Genomic DNA, 24,851 nt, shown 5'->3' on the forward strand with positions numbered 1-24,851 from the left:
GGCGGCATGCGGCGCAGGGATCTGCTTCTGGGACTGGGCGCGGCGGCCGCGCCGGCGCTGGGGTTGGCCCAACCCCAGCTGCAAACGCCTGGGCCGCAGCGGTTGATCCTGCTGGGTCAGAGCCTGATCCAGCACGACGTCCGCGGCGCGCCCTGGGCCGGCCTGCAGCCGGTCCGCAAGCTGATCGAAGCCGGCGACGTGCGGTTCAGCGACCTGGAGACCGCCATCCGCGCCCGCGAGGGCGAGGTCTCGACCCGGCAAGGGACATTCCAGCACGCGGCCGAGCCGCTGGTGATCGACTGCCTGAAGGGGCTCGGGATCAACCTGCTCGCCACCGCCAACAACCACGCCTTCGACTTTGGCGTAGACGGCGTAATGGACGCGATCTCGGCGCTGGATGTCCGTGGCGTCGCCCACGCCGGGACCGGGCCGACGCTGGAGGCCGCGAGCCGTGCGGGGACCTGTGAGGCCGGCGGGCTGACCGCGCGGCTGGTCGCCTTCGCCACCGGCAACCTGAAGCCCGGCGCGGCGGCGACGTCCGACCGGGCCGGCGTCAACGAGCTGAAAGTGGCCGACGACGGGACGGTCGATCCTGCCGACCTGGCGCGGGTGACGGCTGCGCTTGCGGCGGCGAAGGCGCGGGGCGGACTGGTGATCGCCTACCACCACAACCACCGCTGGGAGAAGGACATGGCCGACACCCCGCCGTGGCAGCGGGGCTTCGCGCGGGCCTGCCTGCGGGCCGGCGCCGACGTCTTCGTCAGCCACGGCGCGCCGCTGCTCCAGGGCCTGGAGGTCTTCGAGGGCAAGCCGATCTTCTATGACCTGGGCAGCCTGTTCTTCCAGACCGTGACGCCGCCGGGCCAGTATCCGGACGAGGTTTGGCGCGGCGTCATCGTCGAGGCGCGGTTCGAGGGCGGGGCGTTCCGCGAGGCGAAGCTCACCGCCATCGACCTGGCGGCGGAAGGGCAGGGGGGCCCCAGCGACTACGCCGCCCGCGGCCTGCCGTCCGTGGCCGGGCCGGAGCGCACGGCTGGAACCCTGGACCTGATCCGGCGGCGCAGCGCCGCCTTCGGCGCATCGGTCAGGTGGCTGGACGGCGGACGGTTCGCCGCGGCCTAGCGCTTGCCGAAGGCCCGCATGAAGGTGCGGGCGGCCAGGCGGGCCTCGTCCTCGATCTGCTTTTCGGTGAGTTCGGGGATGGCGTTGCAGAGCCGGGCCTTGAAATAGCGGTTCTGCGCCAGGCCCAGGAACTGATGGGCGGCGTCCAGCGGGTCGTCGAGGTCGAGCTGACCGTCCTCGGCCATGCCCTCCAGCAACTCCGCCACCCGTTCGGCGCCCTTGCGGGGCCCCGCCTCATAGAAGGTGCGGCCGATCTCCGGTGAGCGTTCGGACTCGGCGCTGATCAAGCGGAAGTTCCTGAGGTTGAAGTCGGTCAGCACACGGGTGAGGTAGGCCCGGGCGATCCGCCGCAGGGTCTGCTCCGGCGTCTCGTCGCCCATTGGCGAGGCGAAGATTTCATCCTGCCAGAGACAGCGCCGCTCCACATAGGCGTTGAACAGATCGTCCTTGCTTTTGAAGTAGTTGTAGAGCGTGCCCTTCGACCCGCCGAGCTTGGCGGCGATGGTCGACATCGATGCCGCGGCGAAGCCCTCTTCCAAGAAGACCTCCTGCGCCACATCTAGGATCAGCTCGCGGCGCTGATCGCGGTCCAGCTTGGTCTTGGTCAGCAGCATTTTCCAACCGTACGGTATGGTCAGACTTGACGGGGCAATCTGACACTCGCTATATCGTCCCGCACAGTATATGACCGTACCGTACGGTATGACAAGAGTCGGCTCATGACGTCCAAGACCCCGCTTCTCGCCGCCCTGCTGGCGGCCAGCGCGCTCAGCGCCTGCGCCACCCTGCCGGCCCCGTCGCCGGCCCGGGTGGCCAAGGCGACGGCGAGCTATGCGACTGCGCAGTCGCTGTCGGGTCCCGCCCGCGAATGGCCGGACGACGCCTGGTGGACCGCCTATGGCGACACCCAGCTCAACGGGCTGATGACCGAGGCCCTGGCCGGCTCTCCGAGCCTGGCCGCCGCCGAGGCGCGGGTGCGCAAGGCGCGGTCGCTCGCCGCCGCCCAGCGCGCCGAGACCCGGCCGAACCTCAGCGCCGACGCCTCCGTCGAACAGGCGAAGCAGAGCTACAACTTCGGCATCCCGCCGGAATTCGTGCCGCAGGGCTACAACTGGTACGGCCGCGCCGCGCTCGACTTCAACTGGGAGCTCGACTTCTGGGGCAAGAACCGCGCCGCGGTGGCCGCCGCCGTCTCCGACACCCGCGCCGCCCAGGCCGACGCCGCCGAGGCGCGGCTGATGCTGTCCACCAATGTCGCCGCCGCCTACGCCGACCTCGCCCGCCTCTATGCCGAGCGCGACGTGACCGAGCGGTCGCTGAGCGCGCTGAGTGAGACCTCCAAGCTGGTGTCCGACCGGGTGCGCAATGGCCTGGACACCCTGGCCGAGCAGCGCCAGGCCGAGGCCGAACCGTTGCAGGCCAAGGCCGACCTGGAGGCCATTGACGAGCAGATCGCGCTCACCCGCAACCGCCTGGCCGCCCTGGCCGGCGCCGGCCCCGACCGCGGCCTGGCCATCGAACGTCCGAGCGCCACGGCCCTGAAGCCGCTGGGCGTGCCGGCGGAGCTGGCCGCCAACCTGGTGGGCCGCCGCCCCGACGTCGCCGCCGCCCGCTGGCGCGCCGAGGCCGCCGCCAGCCGCATCAAGGAATCCCGCGCTTCATTCTTCCCGAACGTGAACCTGACCGGCTTCGTCGGCGATCAGGCGCTGCACCTCTCCAAGGTGTTCGCCTCCGGCTCGGACATCGGTTCGCTGGGCCCGGCGTTGACCCTGCCGATCTTCGACGGCGGGCGGCTGCGCGCGGGGCTGCACGGCGCCGAGGCCGACCGCGACGACGCGGTGGCCAGCTATGACGCCGCCGTCACCGAGGCCTTCCATCAGGTGGCCGACGTGCTGGCCTCGAACCGGTCGCTGCAGTCACAGCTGGCCGACAGCCGCGCCTCCCTGGCCGCCAGCGAGGACGCCTTCCGCGTCGCCACTCTGCGCTACAAGGGCGGCCTTTCCACCTATCCCGCCGTGCTGCTGGTCGAGCAGGAAGTGCTGCGCCGCCGCCGCATCGTCGCCGACCTGGAAGCCCGCGGCCTTGCCCTCGACGTGGAGTTGGTCCGCGCCCTGGGCGGCGGCTACCGCGCCGCCGCCTGATCCTTCATCCTCCCCGAACGCTCCCCGAGACGCCGATCTGCAAGGACCCGACAGATGTCCAACACCGCCACCCTCGCCAAGGCCCCGGGCCTCGACACCGCCGGACCGGCCGTCCAGGGTTCGGGCCCCGCCGCGGCCAAGTCGCGCCGCCGCCAGATGCTGATCTACCTGGCCATCGTGGTGGTGGTGGCCGCCCTCGGCTACGGCGCCTATGTCTTCTTCTTCGGCGGCAAGACGGTCAGCACCGACAACGCCTACGTCGGCGCGGATGTGGCCCAGGTGACGCCGCTGATCTCCGGCCCGGTCTCCAAGGTGTTGGTCCGCGAGACCGAGTGGGTGAAGGCCGGCCAGCCGCTGATCGTGCTGGACGACGCCGACGCCCGCATCGCCGTTGAGCAGGCGGAAGCCGCGCTCGGCCAGGCGGAGCGCAAGGTGCGCGGCTATGAGGCCAGCGACACCGCGTTAGCCGGGCAGCTCGCCGCCCGCGACGCCGACATCGCCCGCGCCAAGTCCGACCTCGACCGCACCAAGACCGACCTGGACCGCCGCCAGGCGCTCGCGGCCTCCGGTGCGGTGAGCGGCGACGAGCTGACCAATGCGCGCAACCGCTACGCCGAGGCCCAGGCCGCGCTCGCCCAGGCCCAGGCCAGCCGCGCCGCCGCCGTCGGCAGCCGTCAGGCCAACCGCGTGCTGATCGAAGGCGTCAGCGTCGACCAGAACCCGGAAGTCGCCGCCGCGAAGGCCCGCCTCGACGCCGCCCAGCTGATGCTCGACCGCACCGTGCTGAAGGCCCCCATCGACGGCATCATCTCCAAGAAGCAGGTGGAAGTCGGCCAGCAGGTCGCCGTCGGCGCGCCGCTGATGGCCGTCGTTCCGGCGCTGGAGGCCTATGTCGACGCCAACTTCAAGGAAGTGCAATTGAAGAAGGTGCGCCCCGGCCAGCCGGTAGTGCTGACTTCCGACCTCTACGGCTCCAGCGTGAAGTTCCACGGCCGCGTGCGCGGGCTGTCGGGCGGCACGGGCTCGGCCTTCTCGCTGATCCCCGCACAGAACGCGTCCGGCAACTGGATCAAGGTGGTGCAGCGCCTGCCGGTGCGCATCGACCTGCAGCGGAACGAGCTGGCGCAGCACCCGCTGCGGGTGGGCCTGTCCATGAAGGCCGCGGTCGACATCTCGGGCGGCAAGTAGGCCCTAGGTCAGGAAGGCGACGGCCATGGCCGACGACAGCAAACCCATCAGCGCCGCGCCGGCCCAGGGGGCCAGGGCCGCCGGCGGTCCCGCCATGCCCGCCCCGATGACCGGCATGCTGCTGGCGGTCACCTCGATCGCGCTGGCGCTCGGCACCTTCATGCAGGTGCTGGATTCCACCATCGCCAACGTCTCGATCCCGACCATCGCCGGCAACCTGGGCGTCAGCACCAGCCAGGGCACCTGGGTGATCACCTCCTTCGCCGTGGCCAACGGCGTCTCGGTGCCGCTCACCGGCTGGTTGATGATGCGCTATGGCGTGGTGAAGACCTTCGTGGGCTCGGTGGCCCTGTTCACCCTGGCCTCCTTCCTTTGCGGGGTCTCCTGGAACCTGCCGTCCCTGATCATCTTCCGGGTGCTGCAAGGCGCGGTTTCCGGGCCGATGATCCCGGGCTCGCAGGCGCTCCTGATCATGATCTTCCCGGCCGCCCAGCGCGGCACGGCGCTGGCCATCTGGTCGATGACCACCCTGGTGGCGCCGATCTGCGGCCCGATCCTGGGCGGCTACATCTCCGACAACATCTCCTGGCCGTGGATCTTCCTGATCAACGTGCCGGTGGGCATCCTCTGCAGCCTGCTGTGCTGGCGCAACATGAAGAGCCGCGAGACGCCGACGCGCTCCCTGCCCATCGACCGCACGGGCTTCTTCCTGCTGCTGACCTGGGTGGGCGCGTTGCAGGTGATGCTGGACACCGGCAAGGACGCCGACTGGTTCAACTCCGCGGCGATCGTCGTCGAGGCGCTGATCGCCATCGTGGGCTTCATCGCCTGGCTGATCTGGGAGCTCAACGAACAGCATCCGATCGTCGACCTCAGCCTGATGAAGTCGAGCAACTTCGTGATCGCCACCCTGATCTCCTGCGTCGGCTACGCCCTGTTCTTCGGCGCCAACCTGCTACAGCCGCTGTGGCTGCAGACCCGCATGGGCTACATCGCCACCTGGGCCGGGCTGGTGGCGGCGCCCTCCGGCGTGGTGGCGGTGTTCCTGACGCCCTTCGCGGCGCGGGCGATGAGCACCATCGACGCGCGCTGGACCGCCAGCCTGTCGCTGGTGGCCTTCGCCGCCTCGTTCTTCCTGCGCTCGCTGTTCACCACCGACGTCGGGTTCTCCGCCCTGGTGATCCCGATGCTGGTGCAGGGCGTCGCCATGAGCACCTTCTTCGTCTCGATGGTGACCCTGTCGCTGAACGGGGTGCCGGGCCAGCAGGTGCCGCAGGCCTCGGGTCTCTACAACTTCATGCGGATCACCGCCGGCAGCTTCGCCGCCTCCCTGGTCAGCACGGTCTGGGACCAGACCGCGACCCTGCACCAGACCCGCCTGGCCGAGGTGATGGGCGCCCAGGACCCGGCCTTCGTGCTGGGCCTGCAGAAGCTGCAGAGCGTCGGCATGACCGCCCAGCAGTCGGTGGCGGGGGTGACCAACCAGGTGATCAACCAGGCCTATCTGCTGGCGACCGACGACATCTTCCGGATCAGCGCCGGGCTGATGCTGGTCCTGGTGCCGTTCGTCTGGGTGACCAAGAAGGCGCTCAGCGGGGCCGGCGCCGCCCACGCGGCGGACTGAGGCGCCCGGGCCTATCCGCCACGGATGGTCTCGACCTGCGATCCCGCGACCTGGCGGACTTCACAGACGCCTTCCCAGTCCGGAAGGTGCGCCTGGTGCAGGGCCATGAACTCCCGGGCGCTCTCGACGGCCGCCGCCCGGTCCGGCAGCTCGAAGAGGGCGAAGCCGCCGATCACCTCCTTGGTCTCGGCGAAGGGCCCGTCGGTGACCGTGAGCCTGCGCTTGCGCACGGCCACATCGACGCCGGTGTCCCTCGGCATGAGGCCGCCGTCGGCGATCATCCGCCCCGCCGCGATCTCCCGCTTGGCCAGGGCGTGCATGGCCTCCAGCAGGGCCGGCGTCGGGCCCATCTCACTGGCGCTCCTGACGATGAACATGAACCGCATGGATCTCTCCTGAAGGCGCGCGAGCCGCGCCGGAGCCCGAAGGACGCGCGGGGCCGATGCGGGCCGACATTCTTCGCAGGGACGGACCGATCGGGCCAAGAGCCGCCTGGCAGCGGCCGCCTAGCAGGGGCAGTCGTCCAGCGCCTTCAGCTTGCGCCAGACGGTCATGCGGCTGACGCCGAGCCGCCGGGCGATCTCCACCGGACCCACGCCAGCCTGCTGCAGGGCGCGGATCTCATGGGTCGCGGCGGGGCGGCGCGGCCGCTGGCCGCCGGCCGGCTCGACGGCGGCGACCGCCTCCAGGGCGGCGCGGAGGGCGGACCCGCCCGGGCCGCGGCTGCTGAGCTCCGGGGTCAGGACACGCAAGGCCGCGCCGCGATCCTCCAGCCGCTCCAACGCCGCCAGCATGGCGCGGCTTGAGGCGCCCAGGTGCTCCAGCCGCCCCACCACCAGCTCATCGCCGTCGCCGATGAAGTCGAGGATCGCGTGCAGGACGCCGAAGTCCTCGCCGCCGGGGCCAGCCGGCTCCTCGATCCGCACCACCTGGCAGCCGCACGCCTGCAGCATCGCGGCCTGCGCCTGCGGGTCGCCGTCCAGCCGAACATAGCCGATCGTGAGCATGCCGCCCGCGCGTCCCAGTCTGATTGTCGCCAGCGGCCTCTTGGGGAAAGGCCTTTAAGGCCAGAGTCCCAAAAGCGGAGCTTCACGCCAAGCGCTGAAGCATTAATTCTAGGCAATATTTGACCGCCGAGAACGGTGATCTAGGCGAGATTGTGTTCGCTTCGCGCCCTATTCACGGTGTCGGCGGTAAAACTCTCCGCATCTCGCCTGAGGATGTATTCATGGTCGACCGTATCTCCGACCTTGAAGCCGTACTCGCCGACTTTAACGAAGCCGTGGCGGGCGTAGAATCGCTGGGCGCCGAAGTTCTCCGACCAGACCCCGATCCAAACCGTGCGGGGCCCCTCGGCCTGCAGCCAGTCTAGGGTCTCGGCGAACAGCCGCGCGCCCAGGCCGCCGCCCTGCCGGCTCTTGCGGAAGTAGATCCGCTTCAACTCGCCGCAGGCCTGTGTCACCGCGGCGTGGGGCAGGGCGCACGGCCCGGCCTGGGCATAGCCCACCGTCTCGCCGTCGGCCTCCACCAGCCAGGCGGCCTTGGCCGGATCGGCGAGGTCGGCGCGGGTGCGCTCCAGGCCGTAGGCCTCCGCCAGGAATTGCGAAAGATCGCCGGGCGGATAGAGATGGCCGAAGGTCTCCGTGAAGGTCTCGGCGCCGATGGCCGACAGGGTCTGGGCGTCGGCCGGGCCGGCGCGGCGGATCGTGGGCTCTGTCATCGGGCGGGGTCGGACTCTGAGGTAGGATTGGGCATGACGATCGCGCTCTACACCCATCGGGACATGCTGGGCCACTCCCCGGGCGAACGTCACCCGGAGCGGCCGGAACGGCTGGCCGCGGTGACCGGGGCGCTGGACGGCAGTGACCTGCGGCTTGAGGCGCGCGACGCGCCCCTGGTCGACGACGCCGACCTGGAGCGGGTGCACAGCCGCGCCTACCTCGACGCCATCGCCGCCACCCGCACCGATGCGGGGCGGGTGAAGCTGGACGAGGACACGGTCATGTCGGCGGGCAGCCTGGCGGCGGCCAGGCGGGCGGCCGGCGCGGTGGTCTCCGCCGTGCGCGACGTGGCCGCCGGCGAGACGGCGCGGGCCTTCTGCGCCGTGCGTCCGCCCGGCCACCACGCCGAGCCCGGCCTGCCCATGGGCTTCTGCATCTTCTCCAACGTGGCGTTAGCCGCCCGCGCCGCCCAGGCGGCGGGGCTGGGCCGCGTCGCGGTGGTCGACTTCGACGTCCATCACGGCAACGGCACCCAGGCCGCCTTCGATGGCCGCGACGGCCTGTTCCTGGCTTCGATCCAGCAGTGGCCGATGTGGCCCGGCACCGGCCATCCGTCGGAGCCGGTCTCGGCGAACATCGCCAACGCCGTGTCGCCGGAGGGCGCCTCCGCGGCGGTGTGGCGCAAGGCGTTCGAGAGCCTGATGCCCAAGGTCGACGCCTTCGCCCCGGACCTGATCCTGATCTCGGCGGGCTTCGACGCCCACGTCCGCGACCCGCTGGGCGGCGGCGGCCAGGCCCTGGAGGCCGAGGATTTCGCCTGGGCCACCCGCGCCATCGTCGATGTCGCCAACCGCCACGCCAAGGGCCGGGTTGTCTCCTCGCTTGAGGGCGGTTACGACCTTCAGGCTCTGGGCTCGTCGGCGCTTGCGCACGTTCGGGCCCTTTCCGCGGGGTAGGGACTGACGGGTGAGGGCGCAGACGCCGGCTGTTCGGATGGACGGGCGAAGGCCTTGAGCGCCGATCCGTTCCTCGCCGCGTCCCGGGCCGCCTCCGCCAAGGCGGCCGGGACCATCACGCTCGCCCGCCACGGCGAACCGGCGCTGTCCCGCAAGGTCAAGCTGAACGCCCAGGAATACCGCGAGTTCTGGGCCCGCTATGAGGTCATGGGCCTGCTGCCCGGCCAGACCCCGCCGGCCGACCTGGCCGGCTTCGTCGAGCGCTGCGACGTGCTGATCGCCTCCATCCGGCCCCGCGCCATCGAGAGCGCCCAGGCGGTTGGCGGCGGCCGGACTTTCACCCGCGAGGCGTTCCTGGTCGAGGCGCCCCTGCCGCCGCCGAGCTGGCCGGGCTGGATCCGGCTGTCGCCCCGGCTGTGGGGCTTCTTCGCCCGCTTCTGGTGGTGGTTCTTCAACCACCACGAGGGCCAGGAGACGCGGCGCGAAGCCGAGGCCCGCGCCGACCTGGCCGCCGCCGAGTTGGCCGCCATCGCCGCCGACGGCCGCGACGTGGTGGTGTTGGCCCATGGCTTCTTCAACTGGATGATCGGCCGCGCGCTGCGCCGCCGCGGGTGGCGCCAGACCCTACGCGAAGGCTATAAATACTGGTCGACGCGGCGCTTCGAGCGGGCCTAGGAAGTCTCCATGTCCGAACCCGCCGACATCGCCGCCATGAGCTTCGAGCAGGCCCTCGCCGAGCTGGAGCAGATCGTGGCGCGGCTGGAAAGCGGCCAGGCGCCGCTGGAGGATTCCATCCGCATGTACGAGCGCGGCGCGGCCCTGAAGGCGCACTGCGAGACGCGCCTGGAAGCCGCGCGCCTACGCGTGGAGAAGATCGTGGTGGGCGCGGGCGGCGCGCAAGGTGTCGAGCCCGCCGAGTTCAGCTGATGGCGTCCGCGCCGTCCGCCGGGGCCGCGGCCCCCGACATCGCCCGGCGCATGGCCGAGGCCGCCGACCTGGTCACCGTCGCCCTCGACGAGCTTCTGCCGCGCGCCGATGGGCCTGAGGCGCGATTGACCGAGGCCATGCGCTATGTGGCGCTGGGGCCCGGCAAGCGGCTCAGGCCCTTCTTCGCGCTGGAGACCGGGGCGATGTTCGACGTGGCCGAGCGCTCGGTTCTGCGCGCGGCTTGCGCCCTGGAATGCATCCACGCCTACAGCCTGGCGCACGACGACCTGCCGTGCATGGACGACGACGACCTGCGCCGCGGGCGGCCGACGGCGCACAAGGCCTATGACGAGGCGACCGCGCTTCTGGCCGGCGACGCCTTGCAGACCGCGGCCTTCGAGATCCTGGCCCATCCCGACACCCACGCCGACGGGGCGATCCGCGCCGAGCTCATCATGCGACTCGCCCAGGCCTCCGGCGCCAGGGGCCTGGCCGGCGGCCAGATGATCGACATTCTGGGCGTGCGCGACGACCTGGGCGGCGTTGCACGGATGCAACGATTGAAGACCGGCGCGCTCATCGCCTGCGCCTTCGAACTGCCCCTGACCCTGGCCCGGGCGAAGGATTCGGAGCGCCACGCCATGATGGCCTTCGCCCACGATCTGGGCCTCGCCTACCAGATCGTCGACGACCTCTTGGACGCCGAGGGCGACGCGAATCGTCTCGGAAAAGCGGTAAAAAAAGACGCAGCGAAGGGCAAGGCGAACTTTGTCACCCTGCTGGGCGTGGAGGCGGCGCGCGAGCGCCTGGGCCTTCTTTCCGCCCAGACCAAGACCCATCTGGAGCCCTTTGGCGCCGCGGCCGAATTCCTGCGGGCAAGCGTCGATTTCGTGTTAGAGCGCCAAAGCTAGGTTTGTGTAATTCCGGTCTCCCTGCCCATGCCCTCCACGCCGCTCCTCGACACGATCGCTTCGCCTGCCGACACGCGCGGCCTTTCGATCGGGGAGCTCAGACAACTGGCGGACGAGGTCAGGCTCGAGACCATCGACGCGGTCTCGGTGACCGGCGGCCACCTGGGCGCGGGCCTGGGCGTGGTCGAGCTGACCGTCGCCCTGCACCACGTTTTTGAGACGCCCAGGGACATCCTGATCTGGGACGTCGGCCACCAGGCCTATCCGCACAAGATCCTCACCGGCCGGCGCGACCGCATCCGCACCCTGCGCCAGGGCGGCGGCCTGTCCGGCTTCACCAAGCGCGCTGAAAGCCCCTACGATCCGTTCGGCGCGGCGCACGCCTCGACCTCGATATCGGCGGCCCTCGGCTTCGCCGCCGCCCGCGACCAGAAGGGCCAGGACAACAAGGTCGTCGCGGTGATCGGCGACGGCTCGATGAGCGCCGGCATGGCCTACGAGGCGATGAACAACGCCTGTGAGACCACCAAGCAGCTCACCGTCATCCTCAACGACAACGACATGTCCATCGCCCCGCCGGTGGGCGGGATGAGCGCCTACATGGCCCGCCTGGTCTCCGGCGGCGGCTACCAGTCCCTGCGCAACCTCGGCAAGTCGGTGGCCAAGGCCCTGCCCAAGCCGATGCGCGAGGCGGCCCGAAAGGCCGAGGAATACGCCCGCGGCATGGTCACCGGCGGCACCTTCTTCGAGGAGCTGGGCTTCTACTACGTCGGCCCGATCGACGGGCACGACATGGACGCCCTGGTCCACGTTCTGCAGAACGCCCGCGACATCACCGACCGGCCGGTCCTGGTCCACGTGGTGACCCAGAAGGGCAAGGGCTACGGCCCGGCCGAGAGCTCGGCCGACAAGCTGCATGCGGTGGTGAAATTCGACGTGGTCACCGGCCAGCAGGCAAAGGCCGCCGCCGCCGCGCCCAGTTACACCAAGGTCTTCGCCCAGGAGCTGATCAAGCGGGCCGAGATCGACAACAAGATCGTGGCGATCACCGCGGCCATGCCGTCCGGCACTGGCCTCGACCTGTTCGGCGACCGCTTCCCGGACCGCACCTTCGACGTGGGCATCGCCGAGCAGCATGCGGTGACCTTCGCCGCCGGCCTCGCCGCCGACGGCATGAAGCCTTTCGCGGCGATCTATTCGACCTTCCTGCAGCGCGGCTACGACCAGGTCGTCCACGACGTGGCGATCCAGCGCCTGCCGGTGCGCTTCGCCATGGACCGCGCGGGCCTGGTGGGGGCGGACGGGCCGACGCACGCGGGCTCCTTCGACGTGGGTTACATGGGCGCGCTGCCCGGCATGGTGCTGATGGCCCCGGCCGACGAGGCGGAGCTGGCCCACGCCATCGCCACCGCCGTTGAGATCGACGACCGTCCCTCGGCCTTCCGCTATCCGCGCGGCGAGGGCACCGGCGTGCAGATCCCGGCCCTGGCCGACCCTATGGAGATCGGCAAGGGCCGCATCCTGCGCGAAGGCACGGCCGTCGCCATCCTGTCGCTGGGCACCCGCCTGGGCGAGGCCCTGAAGGCCGCCGACATGCTGGCCGCCCGCGGCCTCTCGGCCACCGTCGCCGACGCCCGCTTCGCCAAGCCGCTGGACGTAGAGATGGTGCTGCGGCTGGCCCGCGAGCACGAGGCCCTGATCACCGTGGAAGAGGGCTCGGTCGGCGGCTTCGGCGCCTTCGTCCTGCACACGCTGGCCCTGCACGGCGCGCTCGACCGCGGCCTGAAGGTGCGCCCGCTGGTGCTGCCCGACGTCTTCCAGGACCAGGACAAGCCCGAGGCCATGTACGCCCAGGCCGGCCTCGACGCCGACGGCATCCTGCGCGCGGCGCTCTCGGCCCTCGGCGTCGACAACGCCTCGGCGGCGGGACGCCGGGCCTAGGTCTGTTGCTGAGTTTAGGTCTCGGCGGCCCCGAACCGTTGAAAACACGAAAAACCTGGGTCTCAGCTTTCGCGGGGATGAGCGGTACTTGACTGCGGAGCCCTAAGGGCGCGCGCGGCAGGCCGTGATGAAGTCGTGTTCCGAGGCGAAGCCGTTCGGCAGAATCTGCCGCCGGGCGCCCAGGACCAGGGTCAACTCACCCGTGTCGGCCACCTGCGCGAGCACCGGGTCGTCGGCGCGCAGGTGAAACTGGATGTCCATGGCGCCGACGATGCTGTCGCCGCCGCCGATCCCCGCGCCGGCGTAGCGCTGCCAGATCTTGCCGGAATGCAGTTCGAGGACGGCCGCGTCATTGGGCCGGCCTACGATGGTGAGGCTGATCTCCCCCGACTGCGGCTCGCAGACCGCCACGAGCAGCACGTCGTCGGTATCGGGAACGCCCAGCGCGAGCTTTGCGCCCTCCTGGCGGTCGGCGCTGAACGCCCAGGTCATCGGCGTCGGCGCCGTCGCGCAGCCGCTAAGCGCGACCGCGAGCAGCGCCAAGGCCATCCAGCCGCGCATCAGGTCAAGCCTCCCTAAGCTTTAGAACGGCGAGAACTTCTCCATGATCGACTGCAGCGCCGGGGTCTTCTGGACGCGGGCGATATCGCCGCGGCCGCCGTAGTTGATGCGCGCCTCGGCGATCTGGGTATGCAGGATGGTGTTGTTGGAGGCGATGTCCTCCGGCCGCACGATGCCGGCGACGGTCAGGCGGCGCACGTCGTTGTTCGTCTGCACCTCCTGCGTGCCCTGGATCACCAGATTGCCGTTGGGCAGCACCGAGGTGACAACCGCGGCGATGGTCAGGCTGATCTGTTCCTGGCGGTTCACCGCGCCGGCCCCGTCGCTGCTAGTTTTGGAACTGGTGCTGATGGCGCTGGCCGGATTGAAGGTGCTCGGCAGGATTTTCCCCAGCGACGATTCGAAGCCCAGCAGGTTGGGGATGCCCACGTTATTGGATGTCGTTCGGCCGGCGGTGGTCTCGTTGGAGGTCTTCGCGCTGTCGTTGATGTTGATCAGCACCGTCAGGATGTCGCCGGGCCGGCTGGCCCGCTGGTCGCTGAAGAAGGTGCGCGCGCCATTGCGCCACAGGGAGTTGGCGGTGGGCGGCGGCGGCGTGTTGGCCTGGGCCAGGATCTTCTGATCCAGCGGGGCGAGCGCTGCGGGATAGCCCACGGGGGCCATCTCGGGGCCCTTCACAGCCTCCTTGATGGAGGAGCAGGCGCCCAGCGATCCCAGCATTGGGACGGCCAGGACGAGGGCGAGGGCGGCCGACGGGCGGCCAAACGGACGGGCGGACATAGTGCGGGTTCCTCTTAGCGGGCGGCGTAGCGGACTTGGTGGGTGTTGCGCATCTCGACAGCGGCGGGGCCGGCCACGGCCTGGCCGGGTCCGGTGACCACCGACTGGATGATCTTCTTGGAGGTGGTGTTCTCGACGGCGAGCACCTCGCCGACGCCGGCGGAGGCCGTGGCCGTGCCCTCCAGCGCCAGCGTGATGCCCTCGGCCTCATAGGTGACGATGACGATGTCGCCGCGCTTGATGACCTGGGCGACGCCGACATCGTGGACCAGCACCACCGCGCCGGCCTTCACCGGCCGCTTGGCGGCCTGGCCGATGATGGAGTCGGCGTCGTTCGGGGCGCCGGCGGGGGCGGCGACGGCCTTGATCCAGGCGAGGTCCGTGGGCTGGACGACATCGCCGGTGTTCAGGCTGCGGGTGTAGGTCAGGACTTCGACGTTGCCGCGGCTGGCGGCGGCCGGGGCGCCGGCGGAGGGGTTAACGGACACGCTGGCGGTCTGGGCCGCGCCTTGAGCGGAGAGCGCGGCCTCGCCGGCGCGCACGATGATCCGGTGCAGGCCCTGGGCGTTGTCCCAGTCGAGGCCGGCGCGGCGCGCGGCGGCCTGGACGACGCCCGCATCCAGCACCACGCTGGCGGCGGTGCGCTGGGCGATGGCCACGCGGCCCGCGGCGCCCGCGCCGTCGAAGAGGTCGCCCAGGGTCACGATCCCGCTGACGTTGGCCGGATCGGCTTTCAGGACGACCGGAACGCCGGCGAGCGCGGGTCCGGCCACCGCGGCGGCGGCCAAGAAGGTGAGCAGCGCTCTCATGGCCTACTGCTTCACCTGGTTGGCGACCTGCAGCATGTTGTCGGCGGTGGTGATCACCTTGGAGTTCATTTCGTAGGCGCGCTGGGCGACGATCAGCGAGGTGATCTCGGTCACCGGATCGACGTTGGAGGCCTCGGTGTAGCCCTGCATCAGGGTGCCGAAGCCGAGCGCGCCTGCGGTGCCGGTCACCGGCGCGCCGGAGGCGCCGGTCTCCAGGAACAGGTTGCCGCCCTGGGCCGACAGGCCGCCTTCGTTCATGAAGGTGACGAGCTGCAGCTGGCCCACGGTGGTGGGCGTGGTGCTGGTGGGCACGGTCACCTGCACGTCGCCGCTCTGGTCGATGGCGACGGAGGTGGCGGTCTGCGGGATCGAGATCGCCGGCTGCACCTGGTAGCCGTCCTGGGTGACGAGCTGGCCCTGGTCGTTGACCGAGAAGTTGCCGGCCCGGGTGTAGGCGGTGTCGCCCGACGGCAGCAGCACCTGGAAGTAGCCGCGGCCGTTGATCGCCAGGTCGTACTGGTTGCCCGTCTGGGTCAGCGCGCCCTGGGTGCTGATCCGGTAGACCGAGCCCGACTTCACGCCGGCGCCGATCTGCACCCCGGTGGGGACGATGGTGCCCTGGTTGGAGGACTGCGCGCCTTGCTGTTCGACCGTCTGGTAGAGCAGGTCCTGGAACTCGGCGCGCTGCTTCTTGAACCCGATGGTGTTCATGTTGGCGATGTTGTTGGAGATGACCTCGACGTTGGTCTGCTGGGCAGACATGCCGGTCGCGGCGGTGCGGAGCGCTTGCATCGCTTAGGATCCTTAGCTGGAGGTGGCCTTGCCCAGACGTCCCACGGAGGTCCGTGACAGGTCGGTCTGGGAAGACATCATCTGGGTGACTTGTTCGTAGGCGCGGTTGACCGCGATCAGCTTGGTGATCTGGACGATCTGATTGACGTTGGAGCCTTCCAGCATCCCCTGGTGCAGCTTGGCGTCGGTGGTGACCGTGGCCTGCTGGTTGGAGGCGTTCTGGTATTCGTTGTCGCCGACCTTCTCGAGCGCCGAGAGGTTGTCGAACTTGTAGACGCCGATCTTGCCGACGATCAGGTTGCCCTGGCTTACGATCCCGTCGGGCGAGATGGTCACCTCGCCGGCCAGTTGCGGGTCGATGGTCACGGAGCCGCCGCCATCGTCGGCGACCGTTTCACCGCTCTGCGTCGTGATGTGGCCCTGGTCGTCGGTGCGGAAGTGGCCGTCGCGGGTGTAGCGGTCCTGGCCCGAAGCGGTGGTGACCTTGAAGAAGCCCTGGCCCTCGATGGCCAGGTCGTAGGTCGCGGCGGTGTTGCGCATGCCGCCCTGGCTGAAGTCGCGGGCGACGCCGTCCTCGCCCACGAACTTCACCGGCCGCGGCCCGCCCTGGGTGAAGGCCGGCGCGCCGGGCTTCATCGAGGTGATCAGGGATTCGACCTTGAAGCCGTTAGTGTCGGCGTTGGCGATGTTGTTGGCGACGATGTCGAGCTGGCGCTTCAGCACCATCTGGTTCGACAGGCCGACGTAGAGGGAATTGTCCATCGAGTTCTAACAGCCCTTTGAGGCGCGACGTTTTCGCCACCAGGGACTGCAAGCCTCGGGCCAACTTGAAAGCCCAATAAAATCAACAAATAATAAAGTTAACGGGCGCCCATCGGCGGAAAATGCCGGGCAGGCTTGTCACTCATTAACGTCCGTTAAAAACCGCGCGTTAACCAACTTGGCCGCATGGGAGAGCGTGTAAGTTTATAAGGAACGCGCGGGTGGCCGAGGACAAGGTCAAGGAAGCGCCCGAAGGCGAAGCCGCGGGCGAGGGAGCTGAGGGCGAGAAGCCCAAGAAGAAGCTTCCTATGAAGATGATGCTGATCGCCGGCGCGGCCGCCCTGGTCGTGGTGGGCGGCGGCGGCGCGGGCGCCTTCTTCATGCTGAAGCCCAAGCCCGAGGCGGCGGCCGGCAAGGACGCCAAGAAGAAGCCCCCGGCCAAGAAGAAGGACGACAAGGGCAAGAAGGACGACAAGGAAGCGGCTGTCGTCAAGGAAGGCCCCGATGGGGTTCTATTCTACACGATCCCTGACGTCGTCGTGAACATGCAGACGGCCGACGGGCGGCCGACCTTCCTGAAGCTGAAGCTGACGCTGGAGCTGCCCGACCAGGCGACGGTCGATGAGCTGGAGCCGAACATGCCGAGGCTCCAGGACATGTTCCAGACCTTCCTGCGGGAGTTGCGGCCGGAGGACCTCTCGGGCAGCCAGGGCTCCTATCAGCTGCGCATGGAGATCCTGCGCCGGGTCAACCTGGTGATCGCGCCGTCCAAGGCCAACGCCGTCCTGATCGAGGAGATGCTGATCAACTGACGCGCTCCCCGCGAAGGGGGCGCGTGCGCGATCGCAGTCACGCATGGCCGACGAACCCGAAGACCAGACCGAAGAGACCCAGGCGGCGGCCGCCGCCGCCGAAGCCTCGTGGGACGATGGCGACGCGCAGAACGAGCGCATCCTCAATCAGGACGAGATCGACAGCCTCCTGGGCTTCGACCTCTCCGAGGAAGAGGGCGGCGAGCGCACAGGCATCCGCGCGATCATCAACTCCGCGCTGGTCTCCTACGAGCGCCTGCCGATGCTGGAGATCGTCTTCGACCGCCTGGTGCGGTTGATGACCACCTCCTTGCGCAACTTCACCTCCGACAACGTCGAGGTCAGCCTCGACAACATCTCGTCCATCCGCTTCGGCGACTACCTGAACTCGATCCCGCTGCCGGCGATCCTGTCGGTGTTTCGCGCCGAAGAGCTGAACAACTACGGCCTGCTGACGGTCGACTCGAACCTGATCTACTCGATCGTCGACGTGCTGCTGGGCGGCCGGCGCGGCACCGCGGCCATGCGCATCGAGGGCCGGCCCTACACCACCATCGAGCGCGTGCTGGTTCAGCGGATGGTCGAGGTGGTGCTGGCCGACGCCCGCGAAGCCTTCGAACCCCTGACGCCGGTGACCTTCAGCCTCGACCGCCTGGAGACCAACCCGCGCTTCGCCGCCATCGCGCGGCCGGCCAACGCCGCCATCCTGGTGAAGCTGCGTATCGACATGGAAGACCGCGGCGGGCGCATCGAACTCCTGCTGCCCTATGCGACCCTCGAGCCCATCCGCAAGATGCTGCTGCAGCAGTTCATGGGTGAGAAGTTCGGCCGCGACAACATCTGGGAAGGCCACTTGGCCACCGAGCTGTGGACCACCCAGATGGAGGTCCGCGCCGTCCTCGACGAACAGCAGCTGGGTCTCAAGCAGGTGCTCGACCTGAAGGTCGGCGACACCCTGATGCTCAACGCCACGCCCGACAGCCTGATCGAGCTGCGCGCCGGCGTCATCCCGCTCACCCGCGGCCGCATGGGCCGCCGCAACGCCCACATCGCCGTCCGCGTGGAAGCGCCGCTCACGCCCCACGCCCGGCAAGCCGTGCAGAGGTCGTCATGAGCTTGATCGGTCTGGCCATGAACGGCCTCCTGGCGGTGCTGCTGCTGGCGGCGCTGACCATGGGCTGGCGGTTGAACCGCCGGCTGAAGGCGCTGCGCGACAGCCAGGAGGGCTTCGCCGACGCCGTGGGCGAACTGAACCGCGCCGCCGTCCGCGCCGAACAGGGCCTGGCCGACCTGCGCGCCGCCACCGACGAAGCCGTCGACCTGCTGGCCGACCGCATCGAGAAGGGCCGCAGCCTGGCCATGAAGCTGGAGCGGCTGGTCGAACATGCCCAGGTGCCGCAGCGCGCCGCGCCCGTCGCAACCCCCGACGATCCGGTGGCCGAGCGCCGCCTCGGCGCCCTCCTGGCCGCCGCCCGCGAGGCGCGGCCCGAGCGGGCGATGCCGCCGCTGCGCGCGCAGGCCCAGCGCCTTTCCGACCGGCCGACCGACCGCCGTGTCGCCGCCGACGCGCTGCCCAACCCTTCCTATGAGCGGCCGATCGCGCGCCGCCGCTTCGCCGACGACGAGCTGTTCGACGAGGAACCCTTGACCCTTGACGTGATCCACGGAGTTCGCCGGTGAAGTCCATGCCCCGCATCCTGCCGCTGGTGGGCATCGCCGTGGGCGGCGTGCTGGCGATCAATGCGCTCGCCGGCGCCCGCGATCTGCCGGACCTCCTGAGCAGCGCCAAGGCCTTTGCTGAGGAGGCCGCCCAGCCGGTCAAGCCGGCCAAGAAGGCCGCGTCCAAGGCCAAGGCCGCCGACGCCAAGGCTAGCGCCGACGCGACCGGCGCCGCCCCGACCGCGCCCGCCCTGCCGGGCGGAGCGACCGCGGCTCTCGTCGCGGCCACCGGCGACGCGAAGGACACCGCGGGCAACGCCGCCCTGCCGCCGCCGACCATCCAGCCCAAGGCCGTCTGCGCGCCCACCGCCGCCGAACTCGCCAAGGAAGCCGGCCTGTCGCCCGCCGAGCTGAACGTGCTGCAGAACCTGGGCGCGCGCCGGGGCGAGCTCGACCAGCGCGAGCAGGATCTGTCGACCCAAGTCGCCCTGCTGGCCGCCGCCGAGGCCAAGCTCGACGCCAAGACCAAGGTCCTCCAGGGCCTGAAGACCGACATCCAGGCCCTGCTGGCCCAGGCCGACGGCCGCGAGGCCACCGAGGTCGATAGGCTGGTGAAGGTCTATGAGGGCATGAAGCCGAAGGACGCCGCCGCACGGTTGGCCATCCTCGACGACAATGTGCGCCTACCGATCGCCGCCAAGATGAAGGAGCGTTCGCTCTCCGGCATCGTCGGCCTGATGCCGCCGGCCGACGCCAAGAAGCTGACCGAGGCCCTGGCGCACCGCTTCACCGCCGCCGAGACCCTGGCGCAGACCGCCGACGCCAAGGCCGACGCCGTGGCTGCGAAGACCGCGGTCGCCGATCCCAACGCCGCGCCCGCGCCCGCCAAGGCCAAGCCGGTCCGCACCGCGAAGAAGGCCCCTGTGCGCAAGAAGCCGGCCGCCGCCGATGCTCCGGCCGACGGCGACAAGGCCGACGCCGATCCGGCGAAGGCCGGCTGATCCGGTGAACCTGCGCCAGACCCTGCGCGCAGGTGTGGCGGCCATCGCCGTCGCCAGCGTCGTCGCGCCCGCCGGCGCGGCGACGAGCGGCCTCGACGTGCGCGTCGCCCAGGCCGACAACTTCTCACGCGTGGAATTCCGCGGCGCGGCGCAGGCGGCGATGAAGCGCAGCGGCCAGGTCCTGACCTTCACCTTCGCCCACGACTCCGACCCCGACATCGCGCGCCTGCGGACCTCGCCGCCCAAGTGGATCAAGACCGCCTCGAAGACGCACGTCGGCGGCCGCCTGCAGCTCTCGCTGACCCTGGCCGACGACGCCGACGCCAAGGTGGGCTCCGCTGACGGGGCGACCTTCGTCAACGCCTTCCAGAAGACCGCGCCGCCGCCGCCGTCCGCCGCTGACGCCGCGCCAAAGGTTGAGCCCGAGCCGCCACGCCCCAATCCGATCCCGGCCGGCGGCGTCATCCACATGGCCTCGAAGGTCGACAACTCGCAGGTGCAGTTCAGCTTCACCTGGGCCAATCCGGCCGGCGCGGCGGTATTCCGCCGGGGCGATGCGGTCTGGGTGGTGTTCGACGCGCCGGCGACCATCGACGTCAGCCACGCCCCGCGCGGCCTGCCGCAGTACTCCGCAATCTCCGCCAGCCGCGGCGCCGACTACGCGGCCGTGCGCATCGAGGCGCCGCCGAACGCGCCGGTGTTCGCCATGGCCGCCGGCTCGACCTGGACCATCGCGCTCGGCCCCGGCGACGAGGGCCCGCCCAGCGTCGTGCGCCTGACCCGCGACGAGGCCGAAGGGCCCGCGACCCTGAAGGCCGCCGTCGCCGGCGCCACCCGCGTGGTGCAGATGCTCGACCCGCAGGCCGGCGACCGCGTCGACGTGGTCACCGCGCTCGGCCCCGCCAAGGGCCTGCCCAGCCGCCGCGACTATGTGCAGATGGCCGTCCTGCCCTCGGTGCAGGGGCTGGCGATCGAGAGCCACATCGACGACCTGGCGGTCAGCCGCGACGGCGACATCGTCCATATCGGCCGCAAGGACGGCCTGACGCTGTCGCCCAGCTACGCCACTCAGGAGGTGGCCCAGCTGTCGGTGGACACGCCCCGGCCCGCCATCATGCCGGGCCTGATCGACTATGACGGCTGGTCCAAGACCGGCCCTGGCGGTTTCCTCGACCGCTACCACCACCTGCTCAACGCCGCGACGATCGAGGGCGGCAACAAGGACAAGGGCGCGCCCACCGCCGCGCGTATGGCGCTCGCCCGCTTCCTGGTGGGCTCGGAGCTGTCCTACGAGGCGATCGGCGTCTTGAACGACACCGCGCGCGCCAGTCCGCAACTGCTGGAGAACCCGGAGTTCCGCGGCCTGCGCGGCATCGCGCGCGTGATGGCGCGCCGCTACAAGGAGGCCGAGGCTGACTTCTCCGCGCCCGTTCTGGTGGACGATCGTTCGAGCTCGCTGTGGCGCGCCTACATCGCCGCCCAGCTGGCCCAATGGCCCGAAGCCCGCGCCCAGTTCGTTAAGGGCGCCGAGGCCTTCAACATGTTCTCGCCGACCTGGAAGGCGCGCTTCGCCCGCGCCGACGCCCAGGCTGCCCTGGCGCAGGGCGACCTGCCGGCCGCCGATGGCCGCATCCACCTGGCGCTGGCCGACAAGACCGACGTCTGGGAGGAGCTCGCCACCCGCCTGGTCCAAGCTCGGATCATCGAGCAGGAAGGCCACAAGGACCGGGCGCTCAGGATGTACGCCGCCATCGCCACTGTGCCGCGCGAGAACCTGTCCTCGCCGGCCCTGCTGCGCGCCACCCAGATCAGGCTGGAGACCGGCAAGATCTCGCCCGTCCAGGCGGCCACGGTCTACGACGGCCTGCGCTACCGCTGGCGCGGCGACGCCACGGAGCTGGAGACCATCCGCGCGCTGGGCCAGCTCTACCTGGGCCAGGGCCGCTACCGCGAGGCGCTGGAGGCCCTGCGCTCGGCCGGCAGCCGTCTGCCGGACCTGCCGGAAGCCCTGCAGCTGCAGGCCGACCTCAACGCCGCCTTCCGGTCGCTGTTCCTGGACGGCAGCGCCGACGGGCTGGAGCCGGTGCAGGCGCTGGCCCTGTTCTACGACTTCAAGGAGCTGACGCCGATCGGCGCCGACGGCGACCTGATGGTCCGCAAGCTGGTGCGCCGGCTGGTGGACGTCGACCTCTTGGGCCAGGCGGCCGAGCTCCTGAAGTACCAGGCCGATAACCGCCTGGACGGCGTGCCCAAGGCCCAGGTCGCCACCGACCTGGCGGTGATCTACCTGATGGACCGCAAGCCCGAGCAGGCGATCGAGGCGATCAACTCCTCGCGCACCACCGTCCTGCCCGCCGCGCTGAACGCCGAGCGGCGTCTGGTGGAGGCCCGCGCCTGGATGGGGGTCAGTAAGTACGATTCCGCCCTGGAGATCATCGAGAAGGACAACTCCAAGGAGGCGCAGGAGCTGCGCGCCGAGATCACCTGGAAGCAGAAGGACTGGGCCAAGTCCGGCCCGCTGTTCGAGAAGTCCCTGGGCGACCGCTGGAAGAACCCCGCCCAGCTCTCCGCCGACGAAGAGGGCAAGCTCCTGCGCGCCGGGGTGGCCTACAGCCTGGCCGGAGACGATCCGGCGCTGGCGCGGCTCACCAGCGAGTACAAGGGCTTCTTCGAGGCCGCCCACAATCCGGAGGCCCTGCGCATCGCGCTCACCGGCGTCTCCACCGGCCGGCTCAGCGTCTCAGACTTCGGCCGGGTCAGCGCCGACAACGAGGCCTTCACCGGCTGGGTCGATAAGATGAAGGCGCACTTCAAGGAACGCCCGGCGCCGACCGGCCCGACCAAGGCCGCCGTCGCCGCGCCGGCGGCCAAGCCCGCCGCGCCCGCCAAACAGGCCGCCGCCGCCCCGCCGGCCAAGTCCGGCAAGGCCTGACCGCGCGCGACCAAGGTTTTGACGTTTCGGGCAAATGCGCCCAGACTTCAGCGTCGACTATATTCCAATTCAAGAACGCAAGAAATTTCAAACAGATAGAGTTTCGGAAGACCGGTTTCGGGACCGATCCCGCGGGCCTTCAGGCCCCGGATGGAACGGTCCGCTGCAACATTGCTGCATGGAAACCGTGGTATCCGAACCACAATCAGCCGGGAGACTGACGCCCATGAAACGCGCCCTTTTTGCCGCCGCCGCCGTCTCGGGCCTGGCCGCCGCCAGCCTGCTGGCCGCGCCGGCAGGCCTCGCCGCCGACACCCCGAACGCCACGCCCCAGCACGTGGACGACTTCCAGCTCACCGACCACACCCGTATGGCCGAGCACCTCTATTATTACAGCTACACGCCCGCGATCGTGCTGATGAGCCGCACCAATGGCTCGGCCTTCTCGAGGCAGGCCTCGGCGGCGCTGGAGAAGCTGAACACCGACTATGCGTCCAAAGGCGTCATCGTCTGGTCGCTGGACTCCAACCTGTCCGACAGCCGCGACGCCGTGGCCGCCGAGGCCAATGCCCAGGGCTTGAAGGTCCCGGTGCTGATGGACGAGCAGCAGCTGGTGGGCGAACAGCTCGGCGTGCAGCGCGAAGGCGAGGTCTTCGTCATTGACCCGAAGACCTGGACCGTGGCCTACCGCGGCCCGATGGACGCCCACGCCGGCCAGGCGGTGGACGCGCTCCTCGCGGGCCAGAAGGAAGCGGTCCGCGTCGCCGACAACGCCGGCAAGCCGATCAGCTTCCCGGAAAAGGCGCACGCCGACGAGTACGCCAAGATCTCCTACTCGACCCAGGTCGCCCCGATCCTGCAGGAGAAGTGCGTCTCCTGCCACATCAACGGCGGCATCGGCCCGTTCGCGATGAACAACTACGCCATGGTCAAGGGCTTCGCCCCGATGATCCGCGAGACCATCCGCACCCGGCGCATGCCGCCCTATTTCGCCGATCCGCACATCGGCGCCTTCAAGAACGACCAGGGCCTGACCGCCGAGCAGACCAAGACCCTGGTGCACTGGATCGAGGCCGGCGCGCCGCGCGGCGACGGTCCCGATCCGCTGCTGGCCAACGCCGGCAAGACCGCGCCGGAATGGCCGCCTGAACTCGGCAAGCCCGACGTTGTGGTCAGCCTGCCGGCGTTCAAGGTGCCGGCCAATGGCCTGGTCGAGTATCAGAACCAGCTGATCGACAATCCCTTCAAGGAAAACACCTGGCTGAAGGCCATCGCCATGAAGCCGGGCGACCGGCGGGTGCTGCACCATGTGGTGTCGAACCATGTGCCGGACCCGAACCAGCCGGCCGCGGCGATCCCCGGCGGCTCGGTGGGCTCCTACACGCCGGGCGCCCAGCCGCAGGTCATGGCCGACAACTCCGGCGCCCCAGTGCCGGCGGGCGGCAAGCTGCACTTCCAGATGCACTACACGACCATGGGCAAGGAGACGACGGACGTCACCCAGGTCGGCTTCTACACGCTGAAGACCCCGCCGGAGTACATCAAGCGCTCGGCGGTGATCTCCACCTTCGCCCTCTACATCCCGGCGGGCGAGGCCCGGCACCAGGAGGTCGCCTACCTGACCTTCCCGGCCGACGCCTACCTCTACACCCTCTATCCGCACGCCCATTACCGCGGCGCGCATGTGGAGCTGAAGGAGGTCCTGCCGGACGGCAAGGAAGCCATGCTGCTCTCCCTGCCGAAATACGACTTCAACTGGCAGCGGGACTATGACCCGGTGAAGCCGATCCTGGTGAAGGCCGGCACCAAGCTGGTGGCCACCTGGGTCTACGACAACTCCGTCCACAACCCGGCCAACCCGGACCCGAAGCGCAACGTCACCTGGGGGGAACAGACCCCGGACGAGATGATGTACTTCCGGGTCAACTACCGCTGGGCCGACGAGACCACGACCCACGTCCGCAATGACCTGCAGTCCAAGCTGTTCGCCTCGCAGATGATCGGCTCGCTGGACTCGAACCTCGACGGCTTCATCGAGAAGAACGAGCTGAAGGGGCCGCTGGCCTACCTGCAGGCCAAGTTCGACGAGCTGGACACGAACCACGACGGCAAGCTGGACGCGGCGGAGTTGGCCAAGGCCATGCCGTCGCGCCGAATGGCCAAGCAGAAAAACGACACCCCGGACGTCTAGGCGCGCCACGCGCCGTTTGAC

General features: G+C 69.9%; 24 protein-coding genes. 15 read left to right on the plus strand and 9 right to left on the minus strand.

Translation table 11 applies throughout. The annotated features are described in order from the left end of the window. The first annotated feature begins 6 nt into the window (after nucleotides 1-6). Complete coding sequence (locus E8A49_RS08205) at nucleotides 7-1,122, plus strand: CapA family protein (RefSeq protein WP_293378815.1); 1,116 nt, start codon at nucleotides 7-9, stop codon at nucleotides 1,120-1,122. Here E8A49_RS08205 and E8A49_RS08210 read toward each other — a convergent pair. Then, nucleotides 1,119-1,736, minus strand: a complete 618-nt coding sequence (locus E8A49_RS08210; protein WP_293378818.1) for a TetR/AcrR family transcriptional regulator — start codon at nucleotides 1,734-1,736, stop codon at nucleotides 1,119-1,121. The two genes, E8A49_RS08205 and E8A49_RS08210, sit on opposite strands and share 4 nt — an antisense overlap. A 105-nt stretch (nucleotides 1,737-1,841) precedes the next feature. Here E8A49_RS08210 and E8A49_RS08215 point away from each other — a divergent pair, with 105 nt between their 5' ends. From E8A49_RS08215 to E8A49_RS08225, 3 genes are read left to right on the plus strand one after another with little or no spacing between them, the layout of a single operon-like run. Further along, nucleotides 1,842-3,263, plus strand: a complete 1,422-nt coding sequence (locus tag E8A49_RS08215) for an efflux transporter outer membrane subunit (RefSeq protein ID WP_293378821.1) — start codon at nucleotides 1,842-1,844, stop codon at nucleotides 3,261-3,263. Nucleotides 3,264-3,317: 54 nt separating this feature from the next. Continuing rightward, nucleotides 3,318-4,451 (plus strand): HlyD family efflux transporter periplasmic adaptor subunit, encoded by a 1,134-nt coding sequence (locus E8A49_RS08220; protein WP_293378824.1) that lies wholly within the window; start codon nucleotides 3,318-3,320, stop codon nucleotides 4,449-4,451. 25 nt (nucleotides 4,452-4,476) lie between these two features. Continuing rightward, complete coding sequence (locus E8A49_RS08225; RefSeq protein ID WP_293378827.1) at nucleotides 4,477-6,075, plus strand: DHA2 family efflux MFS transporter permease subunit; 1,599 nt, start codon at nucleotides 4,477-4,479, stop codon at nucleotides 6,073-6,075. Nucleotides 6,076-6,086: 11 nt separating this feature from the next. On the opposite strand, the gene E8A49_RS08230 is transcribed toward E8A49_RS08225, so the two are convergent. From E8A49_RS08230 to E8A49_RS08240, 3 genes are all read right to left on the minus strand, one after another. Further along, the gene (locus tag E8A49_RS08230) at nucleotides 6,087-6,461 is read right to left on the minus strand and encodes a YciI family protein (protein ID WP_293378830.1); all 375 of its coding nucleotides are present in this window, start codon (nucleotides 6,459-6,461) and stop codon (nucleotides 6,087-6,089) included. A 120-nt stretch (nucleotides 6,462-6,581) separates the two neighbouring features. Further along, on the minus strand, nucleotides 6,582-7,082 hold the full coding sequence (locus E8A49_RS08235; RefSeq protein WP_293378833.1) for a recombinase family protein: 501 nt from the start codon (nucleotides 7,080-7,082) through the stop codon (nucleotides 6,582-6,584). Nucleotides 7,083-7,222: 140 nt separating this feature from the next. Continuing rightward, nucleotides 7,223-7,795, minus strand: a complete 573-nt coding sequence (locus E8A49_RS08240) for a GNAT family N-acetyltransferase (RefSeq protein ID WP_293378836.1) — start codon at nucleotides 7,793-7,795, stop codon at nucleotides 7,223-7,225. A gap of 33 nt (nucleotides 7,796-7,828) precedes the next feature. Between E8A49_RS08240 and E8A49_RS08245 the strand changes: the two genes are divergently transcribed. The 5 genes from E8A49_RS08245 to dxs are packed head-to-tail and all read left to right on the plus strand — an operon-like array spanning nucleotide 7,829 to nucleotide 12,531. Next, entirely contained in the window at nucleotides 7,829-8,752 is a 924-nt protein-coding gene (locus tag E8A49_RS08245; protein WP_293378839.1) for a histone deacetylase family protein, read from the plus strand. A 54-nt stretch (nucleotides 8,753-8,806) separates the two neighbouring features. Continuing rightward, nucleotides 8,807-9,427, plus strand: a complete 621-nt coding sequence (locus tag E8A49_RS08250) for a histidine phosphatase family protein (protein ID WP_293378842.1) — start codon at nucleotides 8,807-8,809, stop codon at nucleotides 9,425-9,427. Nucleotides 9,428-9,436: 9 nt separating this feature from the next. After that, on the plus strand, nucleotides 9,437-9,679 hold the full coding sequence (locus E8A49_RS08255) for an exodeoxyribonuclease VII small subunit (RefSeq protein ID WP_293378845.1): 243 nt from the start codon (nucleotides 9,437-9,439) through the stop codon (nucleotides 9,677-9,679). Next, on the plus strand, nucleotides 9,679-10,590 hold the full coding sequence (locus E8A49_RS08260; protein WP_293378848.1) for a polyprenyl synthetase family protein: 912 nt from the start codon (nucleotides 9,679-9,681) through the stop codon (nucleotides 10,588-10,590). The genes E8A49_RS08255 and E8A49_RS08260 overlap by 1 nt, the downstream gene beginning before the upstream one ends. A gap of 27 nt (nucleotides 10,591-10,617) precedes the next feature. Beyond that, entirely contained in the window at nucleotides 10,618-12,531 is a 1,914-nt protein-coding gene (gene dxs / locus E8A49_RS08265) for a 1-deoxy-D-xylulose-5-phosphate synthase (protein ID WP_293378851.1), read from the plus strand. A gap of 102 nt (nucleotides 12,532-12,633) precedes the next feature. Here dxs and E8A49_RS08270 read toward each other — a convergent pair whose 3' ends face one another. From E8A49_RS08270 to E8A49_RS08290, 5 genes are all read right to left on the minus strand, one after another. Further along, nucleotides 12,634-13,092, minus strand: a complete 459-nt coding sequence (locus E8A49_RS08270) for a hypothetical protein (protein ID WP_293378854.1) — start codon at nucleotides 13,090-13,092, stop codon at nucleotides 12,634-12,636. A gap of 21 nt (nucleotides 13,093-13,113) precedes the next feature. Next, complete coding sequence (gene flgH / locus E8A49_RS08275) at nucleotides 13,114-13,812, minus strand: flagellar basal body L-ring protein FlgH (RefSeq protein ID WP_293379081.1); 699 nt, start codon at nucleotides 13,810-13,812, stop codon at nucleotides 13,114-13,116. A 74-nt stretch (nucleotides 13,813-13,886) separates the two neighbouring features. Continuing rightward, nucleotides 13,887-14,681, minus strand: coding sequence for a flagellar basal body P-ring formation chaperone FlgA (flgA, locus tag E8A49_RS08280; protein WP_293378857.1), 795 nt, complete (start codon nucleotides 14,679-14,681; stop codon nucleotides 13,887-13,889). Between the two features lie 3 nt (nucleotides 14,682-14,684). Continuing rightward, entirely contained in the window at nucleotides 14,685-15,473 is a 789-nt protein-coding gene (gene flgG, locus E8A49_RS08285) for a flagellar basal-body rod protein FlgG (RefSeq protein WP_293378860.1), read from the minus strand. A 12-nt stretch (nucleotides 15,474-15,485) separates the two neighbouring features. Further along, the gene (locus E8A49_RS08290; RefSeq protein ID WP_293378863.1) at nucleotides 15,486-16,235 is read right to left on the minus strand and encodes a flagellar hook-basal body complex protein; all 750 of its coding nucleotides are present in this window, start codon (nucleotides 16,233-16,235) and stop codon (nucleotides 15,486-15,488) included. A gap of 221 nt (nucleotides 16,236-16,456) precedes the next feature. On the opposite strand from E8A49_RS08290, the gene E8A49_RS08295 reads away from it, so the two are divergent. The 6 genes from E8A49_RS08295 (at nucleotide 16,457) to E8A49_RS08320 (ending at nucleotide 24,830) form a co-directional block, all read left to right on the plus strand. Continuing rightward, nucleotides 16,457-17,047: a flagellar basal body-associated FliL family protein gene (locus tag E8A49_RS08295; RefSeq protein ID WP_293378866.1), complete on the plus strand. Its 591-nt coding sequence runs from the start codon at nucleotides 16,457-16,459 to the stop codon at nucleotides 17,045-17,047. Between the two features lie 43 nt (nucleotides 17,048-17,090). Then, nucleotides 17,091-18,161, plus strand: coding sequence for a flagellar motor switch protein FliM (fliM, locus tag E8A49_RS08300; protein WP_293378870.1), 1,071 nt, complete (start codon nucleotides 17,091-17,093; stop codon nucleotides 18,159-18,161). Beyond that, complete coding sequence (locus E8A49_RS08305) at nucleotides 18,158-18,727, plus strand: DUF6468 domain-containing protein (RefSeq protein ID WP_293378873.1); 570 nt, start codon at nucleotides 18,158-18,160, stop codon at nucleotides 18,725-18,727. The genes fliM and E8A49_RS08305 overlap by 4 nt, the downstream gene beginning before the upstream one ends. 5 nt (nucleotides 18,728-18,732) lie before the next feature. Beyond that, a complete protein-coding gene (locus tag E8A49_RS08310; protein WP_366928803.1) occupies nucleotides 18,733-19,707 on the plus strand; it encodes a hypothetical protein in 975 nt (324 codons plus the stop codon). Between the two features lie 4 nt (nucleotides 19,708-19,711). Further along, nucleotides 19,712-22,639, plus strand: a complete 2,928-nt coding sequence (locus tag E8A49_RS08315; RefSeq protein ID WP_293378879.1) for an endoglucanase — start codon at nucleotides 19,712-19,714, stop codon at nucleotides 22,637-22,639. 226 nt (nucleotides 22,640-22,865) lie between these two features. Next, on the plus strand, nucleotides 22,866-24,830 hold the full coding sequence (locus E8A49_RS08320) for a redoxin domain-containing protein (RefSeq protein ID WP_293378882.1): 1,965 nt from the start codon (nucleotides 22,866-22,868) through the stop codon (nucleotides 24,828-24,830). Nucleotides 24,831-24,851: the final 21 nt, after the last annotated feature.

This window comes from Phenylobacterium sp., assembly GCF_004799515.1.
Lineage (GTDB): Bacteria > Pseudomonadota > Alphaproteobacteria > Caulobacterales > Caulobacteraceae > Phenylobacterium.